Source organism: Helicobacter sp. MIT 05-5294 (assembly GCF_000765675.1).
In the GTDB taxonomy this organism is placed as follows: Bacteria; Campylobacterota; Campylobacteria; order Campylobacterales; family Helicobacteraceae; genus Helicobacter_D.
On record NZ_JRPA02000003.1, the window covers coordinates 17054 to 41569 of the forward strand.

The 24516-nt window shown below is 37.6% G+C and carries 29 protein-coding genes; 19 read left to right on the plus strand and 10 right to left on the minus strand.

The window, feature by feature from the left end; genetic code table 11:
- The 12 genes from acpS to LS69_RS02280 all read left to right on the plus strand — a co-directional run bounded on the left by acpS (nucleotide 1) and on the right by LS69_RS02280 (nucleotide 8449).
- A complete protein-coding gene (acpS, locus tag LS69_RS02225) occupies nucleotides 1–360 on the plus strand; it encodes a holo-ACP synthase (RefSeq protein WP_138121776.1) in 360 nt (119 codons plus the stop codon).
- Between the two features lie 71 nt (nucleotides 361–431).
- The gene (gene maf, locus LS69_RS02230) at nucleotides 432–986 is read left to right on the plus strand and encodes a septum formation inhibitor Maf (RefSeq protein ID WP_138121777.1); all 555 of its coding nucleotides are present in this window, start codon (nucleotides 432–434) and stop codon (nucleotides 984–986) included.
- Nucleotides 983–1183: a cbb3-type cytochrome oxidase assembly protein CcoS gene (gene ccoS / locus LS69_RS02235; protein ID WP_138121778.1), complete on the plus strand. Its 201-nt coding sequence runs from the start codon at nucleotides 983–985 to the stop codon at nucleotides 1181–1183. Before maf ends, ccoS begins: the two co-directional genes overlap by 4 nt.
- The gene (locus tag LS69_RS02240; RefSeq protein WP_138121779.1) at nucleotides 1180–2136 is read left to right on the plus strand and encodes an NAD(P)-binding domain-containing protein; all 957 of its coding nucleotides are present in this window, start codon (nucleotides 1180–1182) and stop codon (nucleotides 2134–2136) included. The genes ccoS and LS69_RS02240 overlap by 4 nt, the downstream gene beginning before the upstream one ends.
- Nucleotides 2137–2217: 81 nt before the next feature.
- A complete protein-coding gene (rpmB, locus tag LS69_RS02245) occupies nucleotides 2218–2406 on the plus strand; it encodes a 50S ribosomal protein L28 (protein ID WP_138121780.1) in 189 nt (62 codons plus the stop codon).
- 21 nt (nucleotides 2407–2427) lie between these two features.
- The gene (locus LS69_RS02250) at nucleotides 2428–3558 is read left to right on the plus strand and encodes a potassium channel protein (protein ID WP_138121781.1); all 1131 of its coding nucleotides are present in this window, start codon (nucleotides 2428–2430) and stop codon (nucleotides 3556–3558) included.
- Nucleotides 3551–4741, plus strand: coding sequence for a bifunctional glutamate N-acetyltransferase/amino-acid acetyltransferase ArgJ (argJ, locus tag LS69_RS02255; protein WP_138121782.1), 1191 nt, complete (start codon nucleotides 3551–3553; stop codon nucleotides 4739–4741). Before LS69_RS02250 ends, argJ begins: the two co-directional genes overlap by 8 nt.
- 89 nt (nucleotides 4742–4830) lie before the next feature.
- The gene (locus LS69_RS02260) at nucleotides 4831–5058 is read left to right on the plus strand and encodes a YdcH family protein (RefSeq protein WP_138121783.1); all 228 of its coding nucleotides are present in this window, start codon (nucleotides 4831–4833) and stop codon (nucleotides 5056–5058) included.
- 248 nt (nucleotides 5059–5306) lie between these two features.
- The gene (locus LS69_RS02265; RefSeq protein ID WP_138121784.1) at nucleotides 5307–5867 is read left to right on the plus strand and encodes a pyruvate flavodoxin oxidoreductase subunit gamma; all 561 of its coding nucleotides are present in this window, start codon (nucleotides 5307–5309) and stop codon (nucleotides 5865–5867) included.
- An 8-nt stretch (nucleotides 5868–5875) separates the two neighbouring features.
- Nucleotides 5876–6274 carry a 4Fe-4S dicluster-binding protein gene (locus LS69_RS02270; protein WP_138121785.1) on the plus strand — a complete coding sequence of 133 codons (399 nt, stop codon included), beginning with the start codon at nucleotides 5876–5878 and terminating at the stop codon, nucleotides 6272–6274.
- Between the two features lie 2 nt (nucleotides 6275–6276).
- A complete protein-coding gene (locus tag LS69_RS02275; protein WP_138121786.1) occupies nucleotides 6277–7494 on the plus strand; it encodes a 2-oxoacid:ferredoxin oxidoreductase subunit alpha in 1218 nt (405 codons plus the stop codon).
- Between the two features lie 10 nt (nucleotides 7495–7504).
- On the plus strand, nucleotides 7505–8449 hold the full coding sequence (locus LS69_RS02280; protein ID WP_138121787.1) for a thiamine pyrophosphate-dependent enzyme: 945 nt from the start codon (nucleotides 7505–7507) through the stop codon (nucleotides 8447–8449).
- Nucleotides 8450–8636: 187 nt separating this feature from the next.
- Here the strand turns inward: LS69_RS02280 and hemH are convergent, their stop codons facing one another.
- Genes hemH through gap form a run of 3 tightly spaced genes read right to left on the minus strand, consistent with a single transcriptional unit; the run spans nucleotide 8637 to nucleotide 12019 of the window.
- Nucleotides 8637–9662 (minus strand): ferrochelatase, encoded by a 1026-nt coding sequence (gene hemH, locus LS69_RS02285; protein ID WP_138121788.1) that lies wholly within the window; start codon nucleotides 9660–9662, stop codon nucleotides 8637–8639.
- Between the two features lie 30 nt (nucleotides 9663–9692).
- Nucleotides 9693–11030 (minus strand): M99 family carboxypeptidase catalytic domain-containing protein, encoded by a 1338-nt coding sequence (locus tag LS69_RS02290; protein ID WP_138121789.1) that lies wholly within the window; start codon nucleotides 11028–11030, stop codon nucleotides 9693–9695.
- Nucleotides 11031–11035: 5 nt separating this feature from the next.
- A complete protein-coding gene (gene gap, locus LS69_RS02295; protein WP_138121790.1) occupies nucleotides 11036–12019 on the minus strand; it encodes a type I glyceraldehyde-3-phosphate dehydrogenase in 984 nt (327 codons plus the stop codon).
- A gap of 112 nt (nucleotides 12020–12131) precedes the next feature.
- Here gap and LS69_RS02300 point away from each other — a divergent pair, with 112 nt between their 5' ends.
- Nucleotides 12132–12851, plus strand: a complete 720-nt coding sequence (locus LS69_RS02300) for a Bax inhibitor-1/YccA family protein (RefSeq protein WP_138121791.1) — start codon at nucleotides 12132–12134, stop codon at nucleotides 12849–12851.
- Between the two features lie 16 nt (nucleotides 12852–12867).
- A complete protein-coding gene (locus tag LS69_RS02305) occupies nucleotides 12868–13260 on the plus strand; it encodes a thiamine-phosphate pyrophosphorylase (protein WP_138121792.1) in 393 nt (130 codons plus the stop codon).
- Between the two features lie 217 nt (nucleotides 13261–13477).
- Here the strand turns inward: LS69_RS02305 and LS69_RS02310 are convergent, their stop codons facing one another.
- The gene (locus LS69_RS02310; RefSeq protein WP_138121793.1) at nucleotides 13478–14551 is read right to left on the minus strand and encodes an alanine racemase; all 1074 of its coding nucleotides are present in this window, start codon (nucleotides 14549–14551) and stop codon (nucleotides 13478–13480) included.
- A gap of 28 nt (nucleotides 14552–14579) precedes the next feature.
- The gene (locus LS69_RS02315) at nucleotides 14580–14897 is read right to left on the minus strand and encodes a c-type cytochrome (protein ID WP_138121794.1); all 318 of its coding nucleotides are present in this window, start codon (nucleotides 14895–14897) and stop codon (nucleotides 14580–14582) included.
- 209 nt (nucleotides 14898–15106) lie between these two features.
- On the opposite strand from LS69_RS02315, the gene LS69_RS02320 reads away from it, so the two are divergent.
- The 5 genes from LS69_RS02320 to LS69_RS02340 all read left to right on the plus strand — a co-directional run bounded on the left by LS69_RS02320 (nucleotide 15107) and on the right by LS69_RS02340 (nucleotide 20366).
- Nucleotides 15107–16723: a HAMP domain-containing sensor histidine kinase gene (locus tag LS69_RS02320; protein ID WP_238699070.1), complete on the plus strand. Its 1617-nt coding sequence runs from the start codon at nucleotides 15107–15109 to the stop codon at nucleotides 16721–16723.
- Nucleotides 16724–16732: 9 nt separating this feature from the next.
- On the plus strand, nucleotides 16733–17410 hold the full coding sequence (locus LS69_RS02325; RefSeq protein ID WP_138121796.1) for a DNA-binding response regulator: 678 nt from the start codon (nucleotides 16733–16735) through the stop codon (nucleotides 17408–17410).
- Between the two features lie 96 nt (nucleotides 17411–17506).
- The gene (locus LS69_RS02330; RefSeq protein WP_138121797.1) at nucleotides 17507–18637 is read left to right on the plus strand and encodes a hypothetical protein; all 1131 of its coding nucleotides are present in this window, start codon (nucleotides 17507–17509) and stop codon (nucleotides 18635–18637) included.
- Nucleotides 18637–20013, plus strand: a complete 1377-nt coding sequence (locus tag LS69_RS02335) for a cytochrome P450 (protein ID WP_138121798.1) — start codon at nucleotides 18637–18639, stop codon at nucleotides 20011–20013. Before LS69_RS02330 ends, LS69_RS02335 begins: the two co-directional genes overlap by 1 nt.
- A complete protein-coding gene (locus LS69_RS02340; protein ID WP_138121799.1) occupies nucleotides 20013–20366 on the plus strand; it encodes a hypothetical protein in 354 nt (117 codons plus the stop codon). The genes LS69_RS02335 and LS69_RS02340 overlap by 1 nt, the downstream gene beginning before the upstream one ends.
- Nucleotides 20367–20577: 211 nt before the next feature.
- Here LS69_RS02340 and LS69_RS02345 read toward each other — a convergent pair whose 3' ends face one another.
- The 5 genes from LS69_RS02345 to thrS all read right to left on the minus strand — a co-directional run bounded on the left by LS69_RS02345 (nucleotide 20578) and on the right by thrS (nucleotide 24406).
- Complete coding sequence (locus LS69_RS02345) at nucleotides 20578–21309, minus strand: SIMPL domain-containing protein (protein ID WP_138121800.1); 732 nt, start codon at nucleotides 21307–21309, stop codon at nucleotides 20578–20580.
- 103 nt (nucleotides 21310–21412) lie between these two features.
- On the minus strand, nucleotides 21413–21766 hold the full coding sequence (gene rplT, locus LS69_RS02350; RefSeq protein ID WP_138121801.1) for a 50S ribosomal protein L20: 354 nt from the start codon (nucleotides 21764–21766) through the stop codon (nucleotides 21413–21415).
- 90 nt (nucleotides 21767–21856) lie between these two features.
- Nucleotides 21857–22051, minus strand: a complete 195-nt coding sequence (rpmI, locus tag LS69_RS02355) for a 50S ribosomal protein L35 (protein ID WP_138121802.1) — start codon at nucleotides 22049–22051, stop codon at nucleotides 21857–21859.
- A gap of 25 nt (nucleotides 22052–22076) precedes the next feature.
- Nucleotides 22077–22592, minus strand: a complete 516-nt coding sequence (gene infC / locus LS69_RS02360) for a translation initiation factor IF-3 (RefSeq protein ID WP_138121803.1) — start codon at nucleotides 22590–22592, stop codon at nucleotides 22077–22079.
- Nucleotides 22589–24406: a threonine--tRNA ligase gene (thrS, locus tag LS69_RS02365; RefSeq protein ID WP_138121804.1), complete on the minus strand. Its 1818-nt coding sequence runs from the start codon at nucleotides 24404–24406 to the stop codon at nucleotides 22589–22591. The genes infC and thrS overlap by 4 nt, the downstream gene beginning before the upstream one ends.
- Between the last annotated feature and the right edge of the window lie 110 nt (nucleotides 24407–24516).

Consider the following 24516-nt stretch of genomic DNA (forward strand, 5'->3'; position numbering starts at 1 on the left):
ATGCTTGAAGTTGGGGTGGATATTGTCAAAATTTCGCGGATAGAATCCTTAGTGGCAAGATTTGGAGAAAAAGGAATCGCCAAGTTTTTAAACGATGATGAGATGAAAATCGCCAAAACCCCCCAAAGACTTGCGGGATTTTGGGCTGCAAAAGAAGCTTGTGCGAAAGCACTAAAATGCGGAATCGGAAAGGAATTGCGATTTTGTGATATGTGGATTTCTAAAGACAAAAAAGGTGCACCAGAGATTCATCTAAGCGCGGAAAAATGGGAATATTTCAACCTCCATTCTCTAAGCCTTTCTATTTCGCACGATGGCGGATTCGCGATTGCTGTCGTGGCAGCAAGTCTGAAAAATTAATAAAACTTATTAAAATATAATTTTAATAAGACTATAATTACAGGTTTATCTTTGGAATCTTAAGGAATGAAATGTTGCGTTTGTGTTCTACCTCCCAATCGCGTAAGCAAATTTTAGAGCAACACAAAATCCCTTTTATCCAATGTGATAACGGGTTTGACGAAGAGCAATTACCTCTATGCGAACCTAGAAATTTTGTTTATCAAGCGACACTCGGCAAACACAAAAGCGCGTTAAAGCAATATGGGTTAGAGTTGCCACTTTTGGTTGTAGATAGTGTGATAGATTGCGGGGAAGTTTTGCAACGCAAAGCAAAAAACGAAGAGCAAGCACGCGCATTTTTGGAATCCCAAAGCGGAAAGACGCTTAAGATTCTTACTTGTGCGATTCTGCATTGTGAAAAGTTTTTTTATATGGATTTAAGCCAAACTTGCTTTGAGTTTCTGCCTTTTACCCAAAAGGATTTGGAATCCTATCTCCAAAGCGGTTTATGGGCGAACAAGGCAGGTGCGGTAATGGTGGAGGGATTCCACCAAAACTACATTAAGCGTCAAATTGGCACGACTTCTAACGCAATGGGATTACATATAGAATCCTTTTTGCCATTCTTAAGGATTGCAAAATGAATACAACAATGGTCGCGGTAATGCTTGCAACCTCTATTGTAATTGGACTTATTGGTTTGATTGCATTTTTGTGGGGTTTGAAAAGTGGGCAGTTTGATGATGAGAAGAAGATGATGCAAGGAGTTTTGTTTGATAGCGAAGAAGACTTGCGACTTGCAGCAAAAGAGACAAAAAACAATACAAAGGATAACCAATGAAAGAAATTTATGATATTGCTATTGTCGGCGGAGGACCCGGCGGAATCGCATCAGCGGTAGAATCTTTGATTCTAGGGATTAAAGATGTGATTTTGTTTGAAAAAGGAGAGGGACATTCCACTACAATCCGAAAGTTTTATAAAGATAAAAAACGCGTAGATAAAGATTACAAAGGGCAAAAAGTAGAGCTTAATGGCAATATTTATTTTTGCGATGGGACAAAAGAAAGCACACTAGATTTGTTTGATAAGATTATTCAAGAAAATGGTTTTGAAGTGCAATTCCAAACCGAAGTGGAATCCATTGAAAAACAAGGGGATTTTTTTGTCGTGCATACTGCAAAAAATACAGATTTCAAAGCTAGATTTATCGTGATTTCTATCGGCAAAATGGGGCAACCCAATAAGCCAAGCTATGCGATTCCAAGCAGTGTTAAAGGATTGGTGAATTTTAACGCTAATAGTTGCGTAGATGGCGAAAATATCTTGGTTGTTGGCGGGGGAAATTCCGCAGTAGAATATGCTTGTGTCTTAAGTGAGACAAATCCTGTAACTCTGAATTATCGCCGAAAAGAATTTACAAGAATCAACGAAGCTAACCACGAAAATTTGGAATCTTGCTTTAAAAATGGAAAAATCCAACCAAAGCTTGGCATTGACATTGAAAGCCTAGAAGATGAAGGTGGCAAAGTCAAGGTGAATTTCACCGATGGCACGAGTATGGTTTATGATAGAGTAATTTACGCAATCGGCGGAATGGCACCGGTGGATTTTTTACGCAAATGCGGAGTGGCATTAGACGCCGATGGTGTTCCATTAATTGACGCGAAACATCAAAGCTCCGTAGATGGCGTTTATATTGCGGGAGATATTTTGTATAAAAATGGTGGTTCTATCGCTGCTGCGCTTAATCATGGATTTGACATCGTGCAAGAAATCAAAAAAAGGCTTTAAATTAGGAAGTTTAAACTTTCTATTATCTAGTTTGAGATAGAATCCAAAGTTTATTTTATTAGCAATTTTTAAGGATAGAGAATGGCAAGAAAATGTTTTTTCACAGGTAAAGGTCCAATGGTTGGCAACAATGTAAGTCATGCAAACAACAAAACACGAAGAAGATCTTTGCCAAACCTAAGAACCGTTAGAATTAAGCTAGAAGATGGCAGAACAATGAAAGTTAGAATCGCAGCTTCTACATTGCGCACAATGAAAAAGCACTCTTAATCCTTAATTTAGGATTGGGCTGTGGCTTTTGATAGGCTCAAAAAATTTCTCCATTGGGAAGGTGCTCAAAAGCCGGATATTGATATGTCTGGTTTGCTTTACGAGCAGTTAAAGCCTTTCCGCGCGTCTTTTCTATTAATCTTTGCGGGATTAATCCTTAGCACACTTGGCTATCTAGTTGTTACCGATTATAGCCTTATTGACGCATTTTTTCAGGCTTCCTATACTTTCACCACAACAGGCTTTGGTGCATTAAAAGAAAACGAGTTTGATGGCTTATCTATCTTTTATACCGCATTTGTAATGTTGGCGGGTTCGCTAGTCTTAAGCTTCTGTGTTGTTAGCGTAATTGATATACTTAGTCGTGGAAAACTCATTCCAATCATCAAGGAGCAAAATATGATTTATAAAATTGCGCGTTTGAAAAATCATTTCATCATTTGCTATCATAACGAATATGCGATTCAACTCTCACAACAATTTCGTGAAGCGCATATCCCTTTTGTCGTGGTGGATCGCAACGATTCTTTGGAAGATATTGCCCAAAAATATCATTATCCATTTTTCATTAACGAAGACCCTCATACGGAAATTGCAATGCTAAAATGCCACCTTTCTAGTGCGCGGGGCGTAATTACACTTTCTAATAACATTGCAGATAATATTGCGCAAATCGCTTCGGTTAGGCTTTACGAGCGAGAGCTTGGAAGAAAACCCTATTTCATCATTGGAAATGCCGAAAACAACGAGGACGAGGAAAAACTAAAAAAACTTGGTGCAGATTGTGCAGTTTCTCCCTCTAAGCTATTTGCGCAACGCGTGAATGCTATGGCAACGCGCCCGGATATGGAGAATCTATTAGAAAGATTCGCTTACCAAAAAGATACACCGCTTGATTTGGAAGAAATCGTCGTCCCGCGCTATTCTTGGCTTGTGCTAAAAAAATTAAAAGAAGCGCATGTGCGCGAAATCACACAAACTTCTATTGTCGGAATCACGCAAAAAGACGGGAAATTCATTTCTATGCCTAATGGCGACACGCTTGTAACAAGTGAGTGCAAACTCCTTGTGATTGGCACTTCGCATGGTGTGCGCCTCACCAAACAACTCATATCCAAAAAAGACAAACCAGAGGAGTTAAAATATGTTTAGTTTTTTTCCAATACAAGGCGGAATCGCAGCGGCAGAGGGATTTTATTGTGATGGCGTAAGTGCCGGGCTAAAGGGCAATGGGAAACCAGATGTAGCTTTCATATATGTAGATTCTTTGTGCGAAGTAGAGGCAATCTTTACACAAAATAAATTTTGTGCTGCTCCGATTCTGCATTATTGGGAATACGATGAAAATTTCAAAACAAATTTCGTGTTGGTAAATTCCAAAAATGCAAATGCGCTCACAGGCGAAGAAGGCGTAGAAAATGTTAAAAAAGTTCTAGGAGAGATTCAAAATCAATTTCCAAAGATTCAAAATCCAATAATGAGTTCTACCGGAGTGATTGGTGTGCAGTTACCAACAGACAAAATCATAGAATCTTTTAAGAAGTTTGATTTAAAGAAAAAAGAAGATTTATGCGCAGCAGAGGCGATTATGACGACAGACCGCTTTAGCAAAACCATTGCTTTTGAAGTCGTGCTAGAAGACAAAACAAGTTTTAAAATCGGCGCAATGTGCAAAGGTGCAGGAATGATTAACCCCTCTTTGGCTACCATGCTGTGCTTTATCACTACTGATGCGCAGATTCCAAAATCTGATATGAAAGAGCTTTTACAAACCGCGTCAGAGACGACTTTCAATGCAATTAGCGTAGATGGAGATACTTCTACAAATGATACGATTTTACTCTTAAGCAATGGTAAAAGTGGTGCGTATGATAAGGAAGCCTTTGGATTCGTCCTAGAAAAATTAATGCACAAACTTGCAACCGATATTGCGCGTGATGGCGAGGGCGCGACCAAGCTTGTTGCTTTTGAAGTGAGAGGTGCGCAAAATGCTAAAGAAGCTAAAAAAGCAGCCAAGGCATTAAGTCAATCTTTATTGGTAAAAACCGCATTATTTGGTTGCGACCCAAATTGGGGAAGAATCGCATCAACAATTGGGGCAAGTGGGATTCTTTGCGATCCTAAAACCTTAGAAATTTATTTTGATGAAGTTTGTGTTTATAAGCAAGGAGTGATTTATTTTGACAGCCAAAACGAACAAAAAGCTGCAGAAGTTTTAAAACAAGATTCCTTTAGAATCATTTGCGAAATTGGCAAAGGAACGGAATCCTTTATCGCTTATGGTTGTGATTTGGGGCATGAATATGTCAAAATCAATGCAGATTATCGCTCCTAAAAAGAATCGTTAAAAATTTTCAAAAGTGGCAAGTTATTAAGGCAACTTTGTCTATAATTAAATATTAATTTACCTTTTAAGGAGAGCCAATGTTACACGAATACCGAGATGAAATCAGTGTTTTGAAACAAGAAAATGCACATTTTGCTAAAATCTTTGACGAGCATAATGAGCTAGACCAAAAGATTCAAGATATTTCAGAGGGCAGAGAACACGCGACAAGTATGGAGTTAGCAGAATTAAAACGAAGAAAACTAGAGCTAAAAGATGAAGCCTATGCAATGGTGATGGAATACATTAAAGAAAACAAAAAATAATCCAATAAGCCCGTTAATGGGCTTAGGATTCTTAAACCGCCAAGATTCTAAACTCTCTTAATTCTCCACAATATTCTAACACAAGATAACTTTCAACACAACCTTACGATAAGGATTCTCACTCTAAAATGAGTTGTTTTTACACATTGTATAGATTTTTGCGATTCTATGACGACAAAAGGCGATTTTTTAAGTGCGGTTTTTTTACAATTAAGCTGTAACTTTAAAATTAAAATTTAGGAGGCATTATGCTTGAAATTAGATGGCATAGCCGTGCAGGACAAGGCGCAGTAACCGGAGCAAAAGGTTTAGCAGATGTGATTGCAGGGACAGGCAAAGAAGTGCAGGCTTTTGCATTTTATGGTTCAGCAAAAAGAGGTGCGGCAATGACGGCTTATAACCGCATTGATGAAAGCCCGATTCTTAATCACGAAAAATTTATGAATCCAGATTATATCTTGGTGATTGACCCGGGTTTAGTGTATATTACAGATATTTGTGAAAACGAAAAAGATTCTACAAAATACATTATCACAACGCATTTAAGCAAGGAAGAATTTTTAGAATCCAAACCAGAACTTAAAGGCAAAGAAGTTTATACTTTAGATTGTATCGGATTATCACTAGAAGCTTTTGGCAAGTCCATTCCTAACGCGCCAATGCTTGGAGCATTTTTAAAGATTTCTGGCGCACTTGAGTTAGACTTTTTCTTGGAATCTTTCAAGAAAGTATTAGGAAAAAAACTTCCACAAAAAATTATTGATGCGAATATGGAAGTCATCAGAAAAGCATATAATGAAGTAAAATAGGAGTAAAAATGGATTATAAAGGCTGGAATGAATTTGAAGCAGGTTCAGTATTGTTCCCATTTGATAAAAGTGGAAATGAAATGGTGGAAAAACACGCGGATTCTAGGAATTATCGTCAAGATAGCTCTTACAAGGCAAGTGTAGCGCACTGGCGTGTAGAAAAACCCGTGCATAATGTAGAACATTGCATTAATTGCTACTTCTGTTGGGTTTATTGTCCGGATTCTTCAATCTTGGTTCGGGACGAGAAAATGACAGGTGTAGATTATGTGCATTGCAAAGGCTGTGGTGTGTGCGTAGATGTATGCCCAACGAATCCAAAATCGCTTTTAATGTTTAGCGATTATGAGAGTAACGAAAACGCCCTCGCAAAATGGCCCCTCAAAGAAGAAAAGAAAAAGGATTAATCATGGCAGAAGTTTATGAATTACAAGAAGTCGAAGTTTGGGACGGCAATATGGCAGCAAGCCATGCGATGAGACAAGCACAAATTGATGTTGTATCCGCTTATCCAATCACGCCTTCTACGCCCATTGTGCAAAATTACGCATCGTTTTTGTCCAATGGCTATATTGATGGTGAGTTTGTGATGGTGGAATCCGAACATGCAGCAATGAGTGGCTGTGTGGGTGCGGCAGCCGCAGGAGGGCGCGTAGCGACAGCGACTAGCTCACAAGGATTTGCCTTAATGGTTGAAGTGCTTTACCAAGCCTCCGGTATGCGTTTGCCTATCGTCTTAAATGTCGTCAATCGCGCACTTGCAAGTCCATTAAATGTGAATGGTGACCATTCAGATATGTATTTGGGGCGTGATGCGGGCTGGATAAACCTCTGCACCTACAATCCACAAGAAGCGTATGATTTTAACCTTATGGCTTTTAAAATCGCGGAAGATTATGATGTGCGTTTGCCTGTTATGGTGCATCAAGACGGATTTATTTGTTCTCATACTGCCCAAAGTGTGCGCCCTTTAAAAGACACAGAAGCATATAAATTCATTGGCGATTATAAACCCAAAAACGCAATGTTAGATTTCGACCGCCCCGCAACTTATGGAGCACAAACAGAAGAAGATTGGCATTTTGAACACAAAGCGCAACTGCACAATGCGATTATGAACTCTTCTAAAGTGATTGAAAAGACTTTTGAGGAATTTGCAAAACTCACAGGACGCAAATATCATCTTGTAGAAAAATACGATATGGAAGATGCGGAAGTTGCTATTGTCGCACTTGGCACAACGGTGGAATCCGCAAGAATCGCAGCAAAAGAAGCAAGAAAAAATGGCATTAAAGCGGGAGTTGTCAGCATTCGCTCTCTCCGACCATTCCCTTATTTGGAGTTTTGCAAAGCATTAAGCGGAGTAAAAGCCGTCGCATTCTTGGATAGAAGTTTGCCAGCAGGTGCTATGGGAATGCTTTATAATGAAGGCGTTGCTGCGCTTTATCATGGCTCTAATAAGCCTGTTGTTAGCAATTATATTTATGGATTGGGCGGAAGAGATTTGACCCAAAAACATTTGCAAGAAATTTTTAAAGAATTGCAAGTTAATGCAAATGCAGGAAAATTAACACACCCAACACAACAATTTATTGGACTTAGAGGTCCAAAACTTGGATTCAATTAAGGAGCGCAAAATGAGTGAAATTAAAAATTTGAAACAATATTCAAAAGCAAGTGAGCGATTTGAGGGTGCGCACCTTTTATGTCCGGGTTGTGCGCATGGAATGATTGTGCGCGAAGTGTTAAATGCGACCGATCACCCCTTGCTCATTGCAACTTCAACAGGTTGTTTAGAGGTTAGCACTGCGGTTTATCCTTACACTTCTTGGGATACGCCTTGGATTCATATCGGCTTTGAAAATAGCTCCACTGCGATTGCAGGTGCGGAAGCAATGTATAAAGCCTTAAAACGAAAGAATCGGCTTTATAGTGAAAAAGAACCAAAATTCGTAGCTTTTGGTGGCGATGGTTCTACCTATGATATTGGATTCCAATTCATTAGCGGATGTTTTGAGCGCGGACACGACTTCACTTATGTTTGTTTGGACAATGAAGTGTATGCAAACACAGGAGGACAAAGAAGTGGCTCTACTCCCCTAGGTGCTTCTACGACTACAACTCCAGCAGGTAGAGTGAGCTATGGCAAAAAAGACAGAAAAAAAGACTTGCTCTTCATTATGGCTGCACATGGCGCACCTTATGTAGCGCAAGTAGCTCCTAACAAATGGAAAGATATGAGCAAAAAAATCAAAACAGCCATTGAAACAGAAGGTCCGACTTTTATCAACGCAATGAGTGCTTGCACCACAGAATGGAGATTCCCTTCCAATCAAACGATTGAAATGAGTGATTTAGCGGTAGATTCGCTTGTATTCCCTCTTTTTGAAATCATCAATGGAAGAGAACTTAGAATCACTTATCGCCCTAAAAATGTCGTGCCTGTGCGTGATTATCTTGGCGCACAAGCGAGATTCAAACACCTCTTCAAGCCAGAAAACGAATACCTTATTGAGCAATGGCAAAAAAATGTTGATGAATATTGGGAGTATTTACAAAGACGCGAAGAAGCTAAAGTTTAAAACAAAATGCAAAAGTGCGAGATTCTCGCCTTTGCATACTACTCTTTATTTTTCTTTAATTCCTTTTTACTATAAACCAAACCAGCGCACAACAAAGTAATTTTATAAGCCCTATTTCCGCAATATTTTTGTTTAAAGCCAAAGTTTTAAGGATTCTATTGTAAAACCTCTAGCCTAAAGTCAATTCTTAACTTAAGTTAGTTTCGCACAAAGATTCGGCATTTTGAGATAATTCTAAAATACACGCAGCAAAATCTTGCGAATCATTGGGGCATTTTGCCACGCGATAATCTTTAATGCTATACCTTTGCGATTCCAATCTATATTGATAGGAGAGTTCAAAATCTGTTTCTGAATTATCCATAGTAAAAGAAATCGGGCAAATCAATATTTTTTTCTCTGCATAATGTGGCAAAATATCTTGCAAATTGGGTTCAAGCCATTTGATAGGTCCAATTTTTGATTGATAAGCAACCTTAATGCTTGCAAATTCAACTCCCTTTTGGCTTAACATAGATTTTAGAATCTTAACATTTGCTAGGATTTCTTTTTGATAAGGGTCGCCTTGAGCAATGTTTTTTTGAGGCAAAGAATGCGCAGAAAAAATGAGATGAAACTCTTTAGGATCCTCATTATTGAGGGATTCTAGGATTCTATTAAGCACGACATTATTATAAGATTCTTGCATATAATAATGTTTGACGATTCTAATCTTTGGCGCGAAATGGTGCGTTTTAAGTGCATTTAAAAAATCTTGAACAGAAGAAGTCGTCGTAGTATGGCTAAAGTGCGGATACATACTAAAAAGCACGATTTCCTCTATATTTTTCTGCTTTAATTCCTCCGCTATTGTAGAGGCAAAAGGCGGTGTATAGCGCATAGCATAAGTGTAGTAATATTTAGGATTGAGTTGTTTTAGCTTCTCGCAAAGTGCAAAAGTATGGGCGATAAGCGGGGATTTCCCTCCAATTTTTTGGTAATTATTTTGCGATTCTTCTAGGCGTCTATTGACAATGAAACTCCCGATAATCTTGCGTAAAAAATCACTTTTAATTGGCAAAATATAAGGGTCAGAAAACATATTTTGCAAAAACATTTTGACTTCAAAAAGCGAATTTGGTCCGCCCATATTCAATAAGACGATTGCACAATTTTTGGAATCTTGACAGCTAGAAGTATCTAGCAAATCTTGTGCTGGATTTAATTCTGCCATCATAGTTTCCTTAGAAATTATTAGATTCCATTATTTTGTAGCGCGTAGATTAACCATACCGCAGAAATTTCTTCCCTGATAAGCTTCTACACGAAAAATACTTTTGGCTTTATCCAAAGAATATCTCCCATCAATGTTTGCCTTATTAATAAGAATATCATGTTCGCTCACAATGCCTTTTTTAGAATATCCAATCACATTAATACGCACTCCATCAAGTTTTTTCACTAAAAAATTTTGTTGGAAGTCTAAAGTTTCTCCAAACTTCGCTTGAGACGCCTTACCATCTAGCTCTATTTCTAGTGCTTTCACATCACACTGCATAGGAAAAATATCGGGTCTTAAAAGCGTAATGCGTTTATGTCCGATATAAACTTCATAGCCCTCTTTTGTCCTTTTGGTGCGCCCTAATGGGTGGGTAAATTCAAAATGATTTTTCTGTGCTAAAAGCGGTGTGAAATTGATGATATTTCTAATATCACTTAATTCAAGGGTGATGTTATCGTTGATTACCAAAGTGCCAAAATCATTGATTTTTTTCGCAACATTCTCCAAATTAAGTTCAAATTTTCTTTCAAATTCAATGCCTAAGATTTCCATTAATGCTTCAATTGAGCTGATTTGATAGAATGTTTTGAGAGGTAATTCTGTGATATTTTTGCTTGTTTCAATCGCCAAAGCAGGTTTTAGGTGTGTTATCGCAAAGAATGTTAAAGAATTTTGTTGTTCTTCATCTTTGATTCTTGTTTCTGTGTTGCGCACCCCAAAGGTATGAAAATCATAATGCAAACTTTGATTAAGCTTAGATTCAATTTGCTTAGCGATAGAATCCAAATCTCCAAAAGGCACATTATCCAAAGTCTTTTGGTCAATCACATAGGTTTGCCCCCATGCTTTTGGGTTAAAAATAGAGTTTTCCCATTTTTCCCTATAAAACCCATGCCCATCGTGCAAGTTAATAATAAAATCTATTTCCTCGCTAGTGATGATTTTTTTGATTGCTTGGACATTATCAAAGTCTGGATCATTGCGTTTAATAGAAGCAAATTTACGATTCATATCTTTATAGATTCCGCGTCTAAAGGCAAGAATACTATCGGGATTCAAATTAGGTATGACAATTACTTTGCCTTTTTTAACCTTATATAAGTCCATTAAAAGAGCGGGCGCAAAGAATCCTCCCGGCTCATCTCCATGAATCCCACCAATCACCAACAAAGTGCTTCCATCTTGTTCGCCCTTTAATTCATACACATCAAAGGGAGTATTTTTCTTAGGAGCTTCTTTTGTGGTTGTTTTAGCCTTTACCGCAAAGGCAACTTCACTCATCAAACACAAACTAAGCAAGAAATAAATTAAGATTTTCATACTTTTCAAATTTCGTCCTTTAAAATATAGTGAGCCATTTCCAAGATTCGGTGAGAATAGCCCCATTCATTATCATACCAAGTCATAATTTTTGCCATATTTCCCTCTAACACAAAGGTCAAATCAAGAGCGACAACGCCACTTAAGGGGCAATTCACAAAGTCTTGCGAGACACCAAAATGAGAATCTACCCCTAAGATTCCATTGAGCCTACCCTTAGCCGCCTCTTCAAAAACCGCATTAATTTCTTCTTTGGTTGCTTTATGGAGCAAATTAACATTCAAATCCACCATAGAGACATTAGGTACAGGCACACGCACACTATGTCCATGCAACTTGCCTTTCATCTGTGGCAAAACCAAATGCAACGCCTTTGCAGCACCTGTTGTCGTAGGAATAATATTGACTGCAGCAGCCCGAGAGCGACGAAAATCATTTTTACGATGTGCCGCGTCAATGAGATTTTGGTCGTTGGTGTAACTATGAATGGTAGTTAAGATTCCTTTTTCTACCCCAAATGCTTCATCAAGCAACATCACCACAGGCGCAAGCGCGTTAGTTGTGCAACTTGCATTGGAGAGGATTTGTTCTTGTTTATATTCTTGATGATTGACGCCTAACACAAAGGTTTTTGTATCGTCTTTTGCCGGAGCGGAAAAGATTACGCGTTTCGCTCCTTTTTGCAAATGGGATTCCACTTCGTTTTGTGTCAAAAACAATCCACTTGCTTCAATCACAACATCTGCGCCTAAAATATCAATTTCTTTTGGCGTTTTAGCTTGTGAGAAAGGAATCTCTATGTTTTTGTCAGTAATTTTTGCGCTTTGATGCACAGAATCGTGCGTCAAGAGATATTTTAAAATTTCCGGATTTGCAAGATCGTTAATCCCAACAATTTCAATTTTATCTTGCATTTCACAGAGTGCGACACGCGCAATGCAGCGTCCGATTCTGCCAAATCCATTAATAAAAATTTTAATTTTTTTCATTATCGCTTTCCATTTAATCCTTAAATAAAGGCAAAATTGTAGCATATTTAATGCGATTCTTAGTAAAATCGGGTATAATTCCGAGCTTAATTTCAAATGAAAGGATTACAGAATGTCATTATATGATAGAAAACCCCAACAAGTAAATTATGATGGTTATCAAGCAAATGCAAATAATGCGGCATTTACGCAAAATGATGTTGCGCTGATTGCTTTTGTGAAGCAAACTTATCAGCTTTTTGCAGGTTCTTTACTCGCCGCAACAGCAGGTGCGTATATTGGAATCTCTACATTTGGTGATTTGGTTTCACAATATTATATTGGTTTTGTGATTTTAGAGTTTGCATTATTGTTTGGTTTAATGTTTGCAAAATCCAAACCGGGCATCAATCTCATCTTGCTTTTCGCCTTTACCTTTACGACCGGTTTGACGCTCACTCCGATTCTTAGCAGAATCTTAGGCTTACCCGGTGGAGCGGCGATTGTCGCACAGGCGTTTTTGCTAACTACGGCGATTTTTGGAGTAATGAGCATTTTTGCATTACGCACTAAAAAAGATTTGGCAAGTATGGGCAAAACACTCTTCATTGCTTTAATCGTTGTCGTCATTGGTTCTTTGATTAATTTGTTTTTAGGAAGCCCAATTTTACAAGTCGCACTTGCAGGAGCTGGCGCAATTTTATTTAGTATTTTTATCGCTTATGATACACAAAATATTATGCGTGGTCTCTATGATAGCCCTGTAATGGCGGCAGTTAGTCTTTATTTAGACTTTTTAAATTTATTTATTTCTTTGCTTCAAATTCTTGGAATCTTTAGCTCTAGAGACTAATCCAAGCAATGCTCCAATGCGCACTTTGCGCATTATGGACGCAAACCTCAATCGTCTGCGTGAGGGAATCCGCGTGATTGAAGATATTTTGCGCTATGGATTAAATCATCAGTCTTTTGCCTTAACTCTCAAACATCTTCGCCATCAATGCCGCTTAGAATCGTATTTGGATTTGCTAGAATTGCGCGATTCTAAAAATGATGTTTTGAAAGTTTCTACCAAAGAAGAACAAAGTCGCGAAAACTTACAAAGCGTATTGATTGCCAATTTTAAGCGAACTCAAGAATCCGCGCGTGTGCTTGAAGAGATTTTAAAGCTAGATTCCATTAAAGAAAGCGAGAGATTCAAAAAGATTCGTTACGAGCTTTATGAGCTAGAAAAACAAGTTTTGTTAGAGTTAAAAGGCTAACTTAAAGATTCCACTTGACTGATTCTATATTATGGATTGCCATGAGATTCTAGCAAATCTCTCGTAATAACAGGATAGAAAACGCAAGGCAGATAAGGCTATGGATTGCTTCGGCGTTACCTCGCAATGACGGCTGGGTTGCTTACGATTCTACTACTACATCATCGCAAGGAGCGAACAAAATAAGCGGCGCGGCAATCTATAATCTAAAATAAAGCTAAATTACAACTTTTGGGATATAAGCATGTAAATGCGCAAGAATCTCGTAAGGGATTGTGCCAAAGATTCGTGCCAATGGACGCGCATCATTAAAAATACAAACTTCTTCTTGCGTGGATTCTATGCTAATACAATCCATAGAAGCGCGAGGCAGAATCCTAAATCCCTCCGCACTATAAACCTCCATACCCTCACGCACACGAAACAAACCATCTCCATAACCAATATCATAGGTTGAAACATTGTTTCTCTCCAAAGTGCTTATGCCACGATAGCCGATTCTTGAACCAATTTCAAGATTCAAAGTAGAAATTTTTTGCGCATAAAGTGCGCCGATAGGTTTAAGCTTTGGCGCAAAAAACGCAGAATCTTGACATAAATAGCCATAAAATGCGATTCCAATGCGGAATAAATCATCTTGCAAATCCCGCACTAAATGCGTATGCGAATCTTTAGCGCGAAAAGCTCCAGAGGAATTTAGAGAATGGAATCTTGGCTTTGGGATTTTATAGTGAGCGCAAAGCTGCAAGGATTCTTGTTTGATGTTAAGAAATGCTACATTTTGCGTATAAAATTCACTTCCTAAGTCGTCCCCAAATCCATTATGTGTGAAAATCCCTTTCAGCTGTAAATTGTTTTGGTTTATGATTTGAAATGCTTGAGTTAATTCTTCCTTGGCGATTCCATTGCGGTGCATTCCACTATCTACTTTGAGTTCAATTCGCGTGTTTTTGGGATAATCTTTTAGGGATTCCAAACTAGACGCACAAAAATAAATTTTGGGATTCTGCAAGGATTGTTGCAACAAAGAATCACTTGGCAATGAATAGGGATATAAAATCGTAGTGTGATGAAAAAAGGGCGCGACTTGCAGGGCTTCATCGGTATTTTTAACAAACGCATTTTCAATCTTAAGATAATGCGCAAGTTTTGCTATTTCTTTGATTCCATGTCCATAGGCATTGTCTTTTAAAACAATCGCAATCTTTTCTGGATTATTTGGAGCAATCGCGTTTAAGATTACTTGATAATTATGCAGAAATTTTTGAGAATCTATCTGTAAGTAAGGCATAAAAGAATCCCCCGCAAAGGGGAAAGGATTATTTTACTGCGGGAAGTTGAGAAATGAAATCTGCTACTGCATCAATGTCTGCGTCTGTAAGCTTGAAGTTCTTCATATTCGCATACATAATCGCTTTTGCACCACCATTATCTGCTGTGCCTGCTGCGTAACCCTTAAGTTGTTCTACAAGTCTTGCTTTGTCCATTCCAGCAATCGTTACACCACCTTTGCTTCCGGGAGCAACTTTCTCGCCATTTGCACCATGACAAGCAATACATTTTTTGTAGATTGCTGCACCATCGTTTGCCATCAAACAGCCTGCTGCTAATACAATTCCTAACAAAATCTTTTTCATAATAACTCCTTTAAAAAGATTTAAGTGCATTTGCAATCATATCTTTTTAGTATAAAAAAATTCTAAAATTTTACAAGATTCTTGATTTTTTTTGAAAATTATCCAAGTTTAAAGCATTTTTCATTGGCATTTTATATGGAATCCCAAAAATTAGTGTTACAATGTCGCACAAATTATTTGTAGATTCTTCATTCAAAGGGATTAGATTTTTGAAAATATTTAGGATTTTTGGGACAACTTTAGAAGCAAAAGCGCGTGTATTAGTCTTTAATATCGCTTCAGGTTTGCTTTCTTTAGCAGTTGTTTCTTATGTCTATTATTTTAGTTTAAAATACGATTATGATGTTTTATTCACAGAATATAGTCAATCCCTCATTAGCTTAGAAGAACTACACAAATGCGCTAATAATGTCCAAAACATCTTAGCTTCACAACAAAGAGAAGAAGAAATTTTAAAGGCGCAAAAAATCATTACAACACAATGGGAAACTTATTTAAACCTCCAAAGCAATCTTCTAAATGAAAGCGATTTCACGCATTTTTTGCTGAAAATCTACTATCTCTTTGGTAAAGAAGATTTGAATCTGCAAGAAAAATCTAATTTCCAAACCAAACAAAACAATCTCAACAATGCGATTCATCAATATCTTATATTGTTGCAAAATGCAATTGATGGGATTCCAAATATTGAAGAATCCTTACAACAAGGGGCGAATTATTTAAATCAAGAAATTTCGCGAATGATTGATGCGAGTTTGCATTTTGTAGAGATTAAAAAAGTGCGCAATAATACTTTGCACAATGTCGTGCATAAGGTCGTTTTGGTAATGATGTGTTTGATTATGCTCACAACAATCCTGCTAAGCTTTTTGATCTTACGCAATATCAAAAGCCTACACGCAATGTCCGAAAAAAAGGTTCAGGAAAAGACGAAAGAATTGCAGAATCTCAACAATTCCTTGCAAGAAAAAATCAAACAAGAAGTGCTAGAGAGTCGCAAAAAAGACCAAATTATGTATCAACAAGCAAGACTTGCGAGTATGGGGGAAATGATTGGCAATATTGCCCACCAATGGAGGCAGCCTCTTAATGCGTTAATGTTGCTGATTCAAACCTTTAAAGTCAAATCCCAAAATGGGAAATTAACGCAGGAATTTATTGATTTGCAAGTCAATGACGGATTAAAAATCGCTAAAGCAATGTCGCAAACAATTGAAGATTTTCGGAATTTCTTCCATTCTTCTAGCGACAAAGAGATTTTTAATCTAAGAGAGAATATTCAAGATTCCATTTCTTTGGTTGATGCGTTTTTGAGGCAAAACGAAATTAACATTGCAGTAGAATGCCCAAAAGATATTGAACTTTATGGCTACAAAAGTGCTTTTTCGCAGGTGATTTTAAATCTCATTAAAAATTCAGAGGATATTTTAAAAGAGCGTTTGATAGCTCCCGCAAGAATCCGCATTGATGTCAGCATAGAAAATCATGGGTTGCTTCAAGAATTATCTTCTAAAGGTTGTGTTAAAATTCTCTTTACAGATAATGGCGGTGGCATTAAGCTAGAGGATATTCAAAAAGTCTTTGAGCCTTACTTCACAACCAAGCATAAATCTGTTGGCACAGGGATTGGACTATATATGTCCAAACAAATCATTGAAAAACAAATGCAGGGAAGCATCGAAGTGCGCAATGTTCGCTATAATGGCGAATCGGATTTGTGCGACAATGTATGCCAAGAAAATAAATGTCCACTAGAATGCCCCATAAAAGACGGCACTTGTGGGGCGCAGTTTATAATCACGATTCCGCTCAAAAGTGAAGAGTGAGGAGGAAATATGCTATCCAAAAACGATGAAAAGATTTTAAAGAAACTAAAGATTCTTTATGTGGAAGATGAAGAGGATATTTTGAAGTTTGCCTCTATGGTTTTAGAGGATTATGTAGATAAACTCGTGGTTGCGCGTAATGGCAAAGAGGCTTTAGAGATTCTTAAAACACAAGCGTTTGATTTGATGATTACAGATATTTTAATGCCAAAACTTAATGGCATAGAGCTTTTGCGTGAGATTCGCAAAAATCCGCTTTTGGATTTATCAGTGATTGTTGTAACTGCACATACTGAAACGCGTTATTTATTGGATTGCATTGAATTAAGAGTTGATGGATATATTTTGAAGCCTATTGATGTGGAAGAATTGCTTAAAACCATTTTACGCGCGACTTTACCCAAATATCAAGCCAATGAATTACGCGCTAAAAATACCCTTTTAAATGCGATTTCGGTTTTTGTAGGTGGCAAAAAGATTGAAATTATTAAGTATTTAATGGAGCATAGCGATAGTGAGAATATTTTTTATGGTTCGTATGAAGATATTGTGCAAGAAGTTGGCGTGAGTAAACCCACCGTGGTAAAGACTTTTCATCAGTTAATTAATACAGGATTACTTGTGCGCGTAAAAAACAAAATCTATAAATTTCAGCCGGATATTTCACAATACAAAGAGGAATCTTAACAAAATTGGCATAGTTGCAGGGATTAATGTTATAATTTGCAATCAAAAACAAATGCGAAATAAAAAATTGCGATAAGAGATTAAGAAAGTTTAAAAATGGAAAATCAAAAAGATGTATTTTATCTAGCAGGTTATGACCCACGCAGCTATCGCTATTATTATGCACTCTTAAAACGGAATCTCTACAAACAAAATCAACTTAATGGATTAGATTTGAGCATTTCGCCTTGCACACAAGAGGGTGAAATTCCTTATTGTGTAATTTCTAGTTCACAATCAGCAGTCCATTATCATTTCTTACAATGGGATAAAATCGTCCAAAAATATTGGGCAAAAAGCCTGTTGGATTTTCTTTATGATTTTGCTTATTGTGTGAAGCAATATGTGTTTTCAGGCATTCTTAGAATTTTTATCAAAGAATCCAAAACGCAACTTATTGCGGGTTTGTATCCGATTCTATATTTTTGCTTAAGCTATGCGCTTGGTTTTGTTGGAATCTATCATCTGTATCAAATCGTAGCAAGTTGGAATCTTTTTGCCGCGATTCTTTGCGCTTTGGTTTGCGTATGGGGACTTACGAAGATAATTTTGTATGGAGGCAAAAAATTCGCGGTGTTTTGGTTGTCCAATATTTACGCGTTTTGTGCAAAATACGCGACAGGGAAAATCATAGAATCGCAAGGCTTGATAGAGGATTTTAGCAATGCGATTTTGAAGGTTTTGCACAAAAATCAAACAACGAAAAATTATGAATTGATTTTATGTTCGCATAGTGTAGGGACGATTTTGGCAGTAGGAGTTGCCGCGAGGGTCGTGAGAATTGCGCAAAAGCAGAATCTCAATTTGGCTTGTTTTAAGATTCTAACTCTTGGGCAATGTATCCCGCTTGTGAGTTTTCAAAAAACTTGCGAGACTTTCAAGGAAGATTTACATGCACTTGGAAGTGTGCCGCTTGTTTGGTTTGATTTTACTTCCAAGATTGATGGTGCTTGTTTTCCAATGGTGGATTTCTTTTGTGCTTCTGGAATCCAAGCCAACTTTAAGCCAAAATTTCTTTCTCCAAGATTCCATCAGCTTTTTACTCCACAAACTTATAAAAAAATTCGCTATAATTGGTATTTAGCGCATTTTTTATATTTATATGCCAATGAAATTTTGGGCAAATATGATTTTTTTAATTTTATTGGTGGCAAAAATACTTTAGAATCCAAAATAGGAGCGATTTAATGGGGCAATGTCCATTTTTTCCTAAACCGCACAAAAACAAGGCGAGTTTGCTAACGACATTTTTCTTAAAAAGACGCTCTTGGCTTGATGGGCTTTATGAAAAAAGCTACAAGATGAAATCCGGACAAGTCAAAATGCCCGGCTTTGATTTATATATCGCCAACCACCCAAAAGATGTGCGGCGCATTATGGTAGATGAAGTGCAAAAATTCCCCAAAAGCAATTGGCTACACCAACTCCTCAAGCCTTTGCTTGGAGAGAGTATCTTCACCACCAATGGTGAAGTGTGGCGCAAACAGCGAGAACTTTTGCGTCCAAGCTTCGAACAAGCGCGTATTACAAAAGTATTTGGACTAATGAGCGAGGCAGTAGATGAAATGATGCAAAAACTCTCTTGTTATCCTAATGGAGCGATGATAGAAGTTGACGAAGTGATGACTTTTGTAACGGCTGATGTGATTTTTCGCACAATTCTATCCCAAAGGCTAGATGAGGAAAAGGGCAAAAAGGTTTTAGATGCTTTTGTGGTGTTTCAGGAACAAACCGTGCATACTGCGATTCGCAAAATGTTTTGCATTCCTGAATGGATTTCCTATCTATTGGGTGAGCGCAAACGCAAAAAAGCTGGAGATACAATTCGGCAAGTTTTGGCAGATATTATTAAACCGCGCTATGACGCAGTAAGCAACAATAAAGAGGGAGGATACGAAGATATTTTGGCTTCTTTGCTAGAAGTAGTAGAGCCACAAAGTGGCAAACGCTTTAGCTTTGAAGAGATTTTAGATCAAGTCGCGATGTTGTTTCTAGCAGGACACGAAACGAGCGCAAGTGCGCTAACTTGGACTTTGTATATCCTAAGCATTTCACCAAAAGAGCAAGAAAAAGCTTATCAAGAGATTCATTCCATCGCTGGAGATGAGAAGCTGAATTTACAGCATATTAGGAAGTTAAAGTATGTTGCTAATATTTTCAAGGAATCCTTGCGTCTTTATCCGCCTGTTGGATTTTTTGCAAGAACTGCCAACGAAGAAGTAAAGATTCAAAATAAACTGATTCAAGAGGGTTCTGGCATCGTGGTCGCTCCTTGGCTGATTCAAAGACACGAAAGTTATTGGGATAAGCCTCACGAATTTAATCCGAATCGTTTTGAAGAAAAAGACAAGATTCTAAAAGACACTTATTTGCCTTTTGGAATGGGAGAACGCATTTGCATTGGGCAAGGGTTTGCAATGCAAGAGGCGATTTTGATTTTGGCGAATATTTTAAGAACTTATCAGCTTAAATTACAAGAAGGCTTCGTGCCTGATGTCGTGGGAAGACTTACGATTCGTTCCGCCAATGGAATGCAGATTTTATTTACAAGAAGAAAAGATTGATGAAAGAAAAATTAGCAGGAACGATATTGCTTTGCGCACTTGTGCCACTGATGATTATTGGCTATTTGTTGATTGTAATCGTTGGGACTTTTGGCAAAGTTTCGCGCGTGCGACAAGGAGTGCGTGCTTTAGATCATTTTGTCAATGCAACTCTATTTAATGGCTATGCGTGGGAATCCGTCTCTTCTCACGCGTGGAGAGAACGCGATAAACGCTGGGCAAAAATCGTAATAAAAGTAACAGATTGGTTTCAAAAAAACCATTGCAAACGCGCCAATTCAAGAGAACAAGCTATTATTGATCTAGTGCGCAAAAAACACCTAGATGACCAAACTATTGGCAAGCAGCTTTAGGATTCTATTGGGATTTACTAGACTTGGTTTACTTGAGGCTTAAGTATTTAGAGGACACATCAAAGAAGCGTTTATTGGTTTATTATCTCACAAATGAAGCAAACGCTCACATTTGTAATCTTTTGCAATTAATAAAAAATGAAATCCTTAAGGGATTCGAAAGATTCTATAACCCACAGAATCCCTTTTAAACCTAACATTCCTTGTTAATTTAGCGGCAACTAAAAACCACATTCCCTTGCGCTGTTTTTTGAGTATTTTTAGCAGTTGGCAAACTCACACTTGCCAAATCTTGCGCCTCACTCTTTGCCATACTTAAATTCATTTTTCTCATTGTAGGCACTGCCACTTCCTCCGCAAAAGCACCTAAATTGATTTCCTTAATCGTGCATTTGTGGCGCGAAAGATTTGAATATTCTTTGGCTTTTTGCAAGGCGAGTTCTAGCAATTTAACATTGAGTTGCTCATCAAGAGTTGTCAGCGACTTTTCATCCAATACTTTTTCAACATTAGGAAGCGCAAAAAGCAAATAGGGATTTTTTTGCACTTCATTTTCAATTTTGCGAAGAATCTTATCATAATCCTCTTTTTGTGCTTCAAAAAACTCACAATTTAAACTATAATTGCTTGTGAATCCATTTTGGATTCTTTGGTTGTTTTTGTATTCATAAATAGGTTGAATCTCGAAACTCCCGCCTTTGCAAATGCTTTCTTTACCCAAAAATTCATTGATATTATTGTAAGTTTTAATGATTGCATTTTTATCACTTACATTTAAAGTTTTGAGTTTTCTTAAAGCCTCATTACCACTAACACTAATAAAGCTAACATACTTGGTGGCTTCTACTTCTACGCTTACACTTAGATTCTGCTTGATGAGCATTTCTGCATTCGCTACGCCAAACACACCAAAGCAAAGCATAAAAACAAATCTTTTTAACATAAAAATCCTTTCAAATAAACCTATCTAGACAAACAAATTGTGTTAATTGGAAAAAATTCAAATTTTAAAAGAAGCTAGGATTCCCCCTAAGGAATCCTACCATTTAGAGTGCTTTTTTGGCACTTTCAACGATTTTTGCAAATGCAGTAGGCTCATTCATTGCAATATCTGCTAAGATTTTCCTATCTAATGCAATTCCAGCCTTTTTAAGTCCAAACATAAATCTTGAATAACTGATTGCATTAATTCTGCAAGCCGCGTTGATTCGGACAATCCAAAGCTTTCTGAAGTCTCTTTTCTTTTGTTTTCTATCACGGAATGCGTAACATAAACTTCTCTCTAATTGCTCTTTTGCTTTTCTAAAATGTTTATGTCTTGCGCTGTAAAATCCACGCGCTAGTTTTAAAACTTTTTTGTGGCGTCTTCTGCGCACTACACCTGTTTTCACTCTTGCCATTTTAATCCTTTACCATATTGTGGTGTGGTATTACTACCAAACTTGCCCAAAAAATTGGGGAATGACATACTTAATGTATGAAACTTCTACTTACGCCATACAAAGCAGTTTTTTAACTGACTCTACATTGGCATCATGAACATATTTTGGCGCATTCAAATTCGCAATTTTTCTTGGACGCTTTTTAGTCAAAATATGACTTTTAAAAGCTGAACCGCGTTTAATGAGATTTTTTTTGAGTTTGAATCTCTTTGCTGCACCACGATTTGTTTTCATCTTTGGCATTGCTTCTCTCCTTTCATAAGATAAATTATTTTTTAGGTGTTACAAGCATATTGACATAACGACCCTCTACTTTGTAGTCTCTGTCAATATTCGCAACTTCTTCAAGCATTGAAGCGACTTTGTTTAACACTTCAAAACCGGCTTGAGGTTCGCTGACTTCACGCCCACGCAAAAATACGCGGAATCGCACATGTTTATTTTCTTTTAAAAACTCTTTTGCGTGTTTCACTTTATAGTTAATATCATTGCTCGCAATTTTAACAGAAAGCTTAATCTCTTTGATTTCAATCTGTTTTTGTTTTTTCTTCGCTTCTTTTTGTTTCTTTTCTTGCTGATAGCGGAATTTCCCATAATCCATTATCTTACAAACAGGTGGTTTAGCATCGGGCGCTATTAACACCAAGTCCAATCCCTTGCTATCAGCAATCTTCAAAGCCTCTTCCGAGCTAATTAGCCCATATTGCTCACCATCATCTCCTACACAGCGAATTTGTGGAAAATCTATCTCCTCATTGAGGACTATATCGTCATTCTTACTCAAAAGCTAACCTCACGCATTTTCTCCTTATTTAATTGGATAAAATCATCAAAACTGATTTCAGATTGTTCTTTTGTGCGACGATTGCGCACTGCTACTTTTCTTTCTTCCATTTCTTTAGCACCCAATACTGCAATCATCGGAACTCTCTGCTTCTCTGCATTGCGAATCCTTTTATTGAGTGTTTCGTTTTTGTCTTCAATCTCGGCATATACGCCCACTTTTAAAAGCATATTGCGTAATTCCCTAGCATAGGCATTTTGTGCTTCATTGATAGGGATAATAATCACTTGCGTTGGTGCAACAAAGAATGGAAATTCACCGCCAAAATGTTCTGTCAAAATCGCGACAAACCTCTCGAAGCTTCCCAAAATTGCGCGGTGAATCATCACAGGCTGCTGCGCAGTATTATTCTCATCGGTATAAGCCAAATCAAATCGTTCGGGTAGATTCATATCAATCTGCACCGTGCCACACTGCCATTTACGCCCAATCGCATCGGTGATTTTAATATCAATCTTAGGACCATAAAACGCCCCTCCGCCCTCATCAATCTTATAAGCAATGCCACATTCATTTAATGCACTCTTAAGAGCTTCTGTCGCCTCTTCCCATACCGCATCACTACCGATAGACTTCTCGGGGCGCGTGGAAATTTCCATTTCATAAGTAAAATCAAAAGCATTCATAATTTTTTGCGTAAAATCAATGATGTTTTTTACTTCACTTGCGATTTGGCTTGGACGGCAAAAAATATGTGCATCATCTTGTGTAAATTCCCTCACACGCAACAATCCGTGCAACACGCCACTTTTTTCGTGGCGATGCACCACGCCGTATTCATAGAATCTTAAAGGCAATTCACGATAGCTACGCAATGCACTTTGATAAACCTTAATATGTCCCACGCAATTCATAGGCTTAATGCCATATTCTACCTCATCAATCGTTGTAAAATACATATTTTCGCCATAATTTGCATAATGTCCGCTAGTTTTCCAAACTGCGCTTTTTAAGATTTCAGGACCACGCACAGGCTCGTATCCTCGTTCAATTAAAGCTTGGGTGAGAAGATTTTCAAGATTCCTGCGCAATCTAGCACCTTTGGGCAACCAAATCGGCAATCCCGCTCCAATCTCTTCATCAAAGGTGAAAAGCTCCATTTCCATACCCACTTTACGATGATCGCGCTTCTTCGCCTCTTCTAATTGTCGCAAATAAGTATTTAAGGATTCTTTGTCTGCAAAAGCAATGCCATAGATTCTTGTGAGCATTTCTGCCTTTTCATCACCGCCTAAATAAGCCCCTGCAATCTTGGTAAGTTTAAAGGCATTAAGTAATTTCAAAGTTGGTAAGTGTGGACCGCGACACAAATCTTCAAAATCTCCTTGCGAATAAATGCTCAAAGTCCCATCTCCCAATGGAATCCTGCTAATCACTGCTTGTTTTAAATCGTCGTTTTGAAATTTCACAATAGCTTCTTCGCGTTTTAGGTGATATTTGACGACTTTTTCGCCTTTTTTAGCGATTTCTTTCATTTTAGATTCTATGGCTGCCAAATCTTCTTCGCCAATTTTTTTAGCAATGCGAAAATCATAATAAAATCCCTCTTCTACCACAGGACCTACGAAAAATTGCGCTTCAGGATAAAGTGATTTGATTGCTTCTGCCATTAAGTGCGCACAAGTGTGGCGCATGATAGCAAGTGAATCTTCGGAATTATCAAAATAAATCGGCTCACCCTCTAATCCCAATTCTTCCGCACTTTGTGTATCATAAACTGCACCTTTTGCTTTGATACCAATGATTACAGACATAGAATATCGCCCTTTACAGATTAAAAAATAAGTGTGGATTATAGCAAAAAAATGAATAATTCACACTTAAAAGTCTTGAATCTTTGCAGGATTGCACAAGAATATGCGTT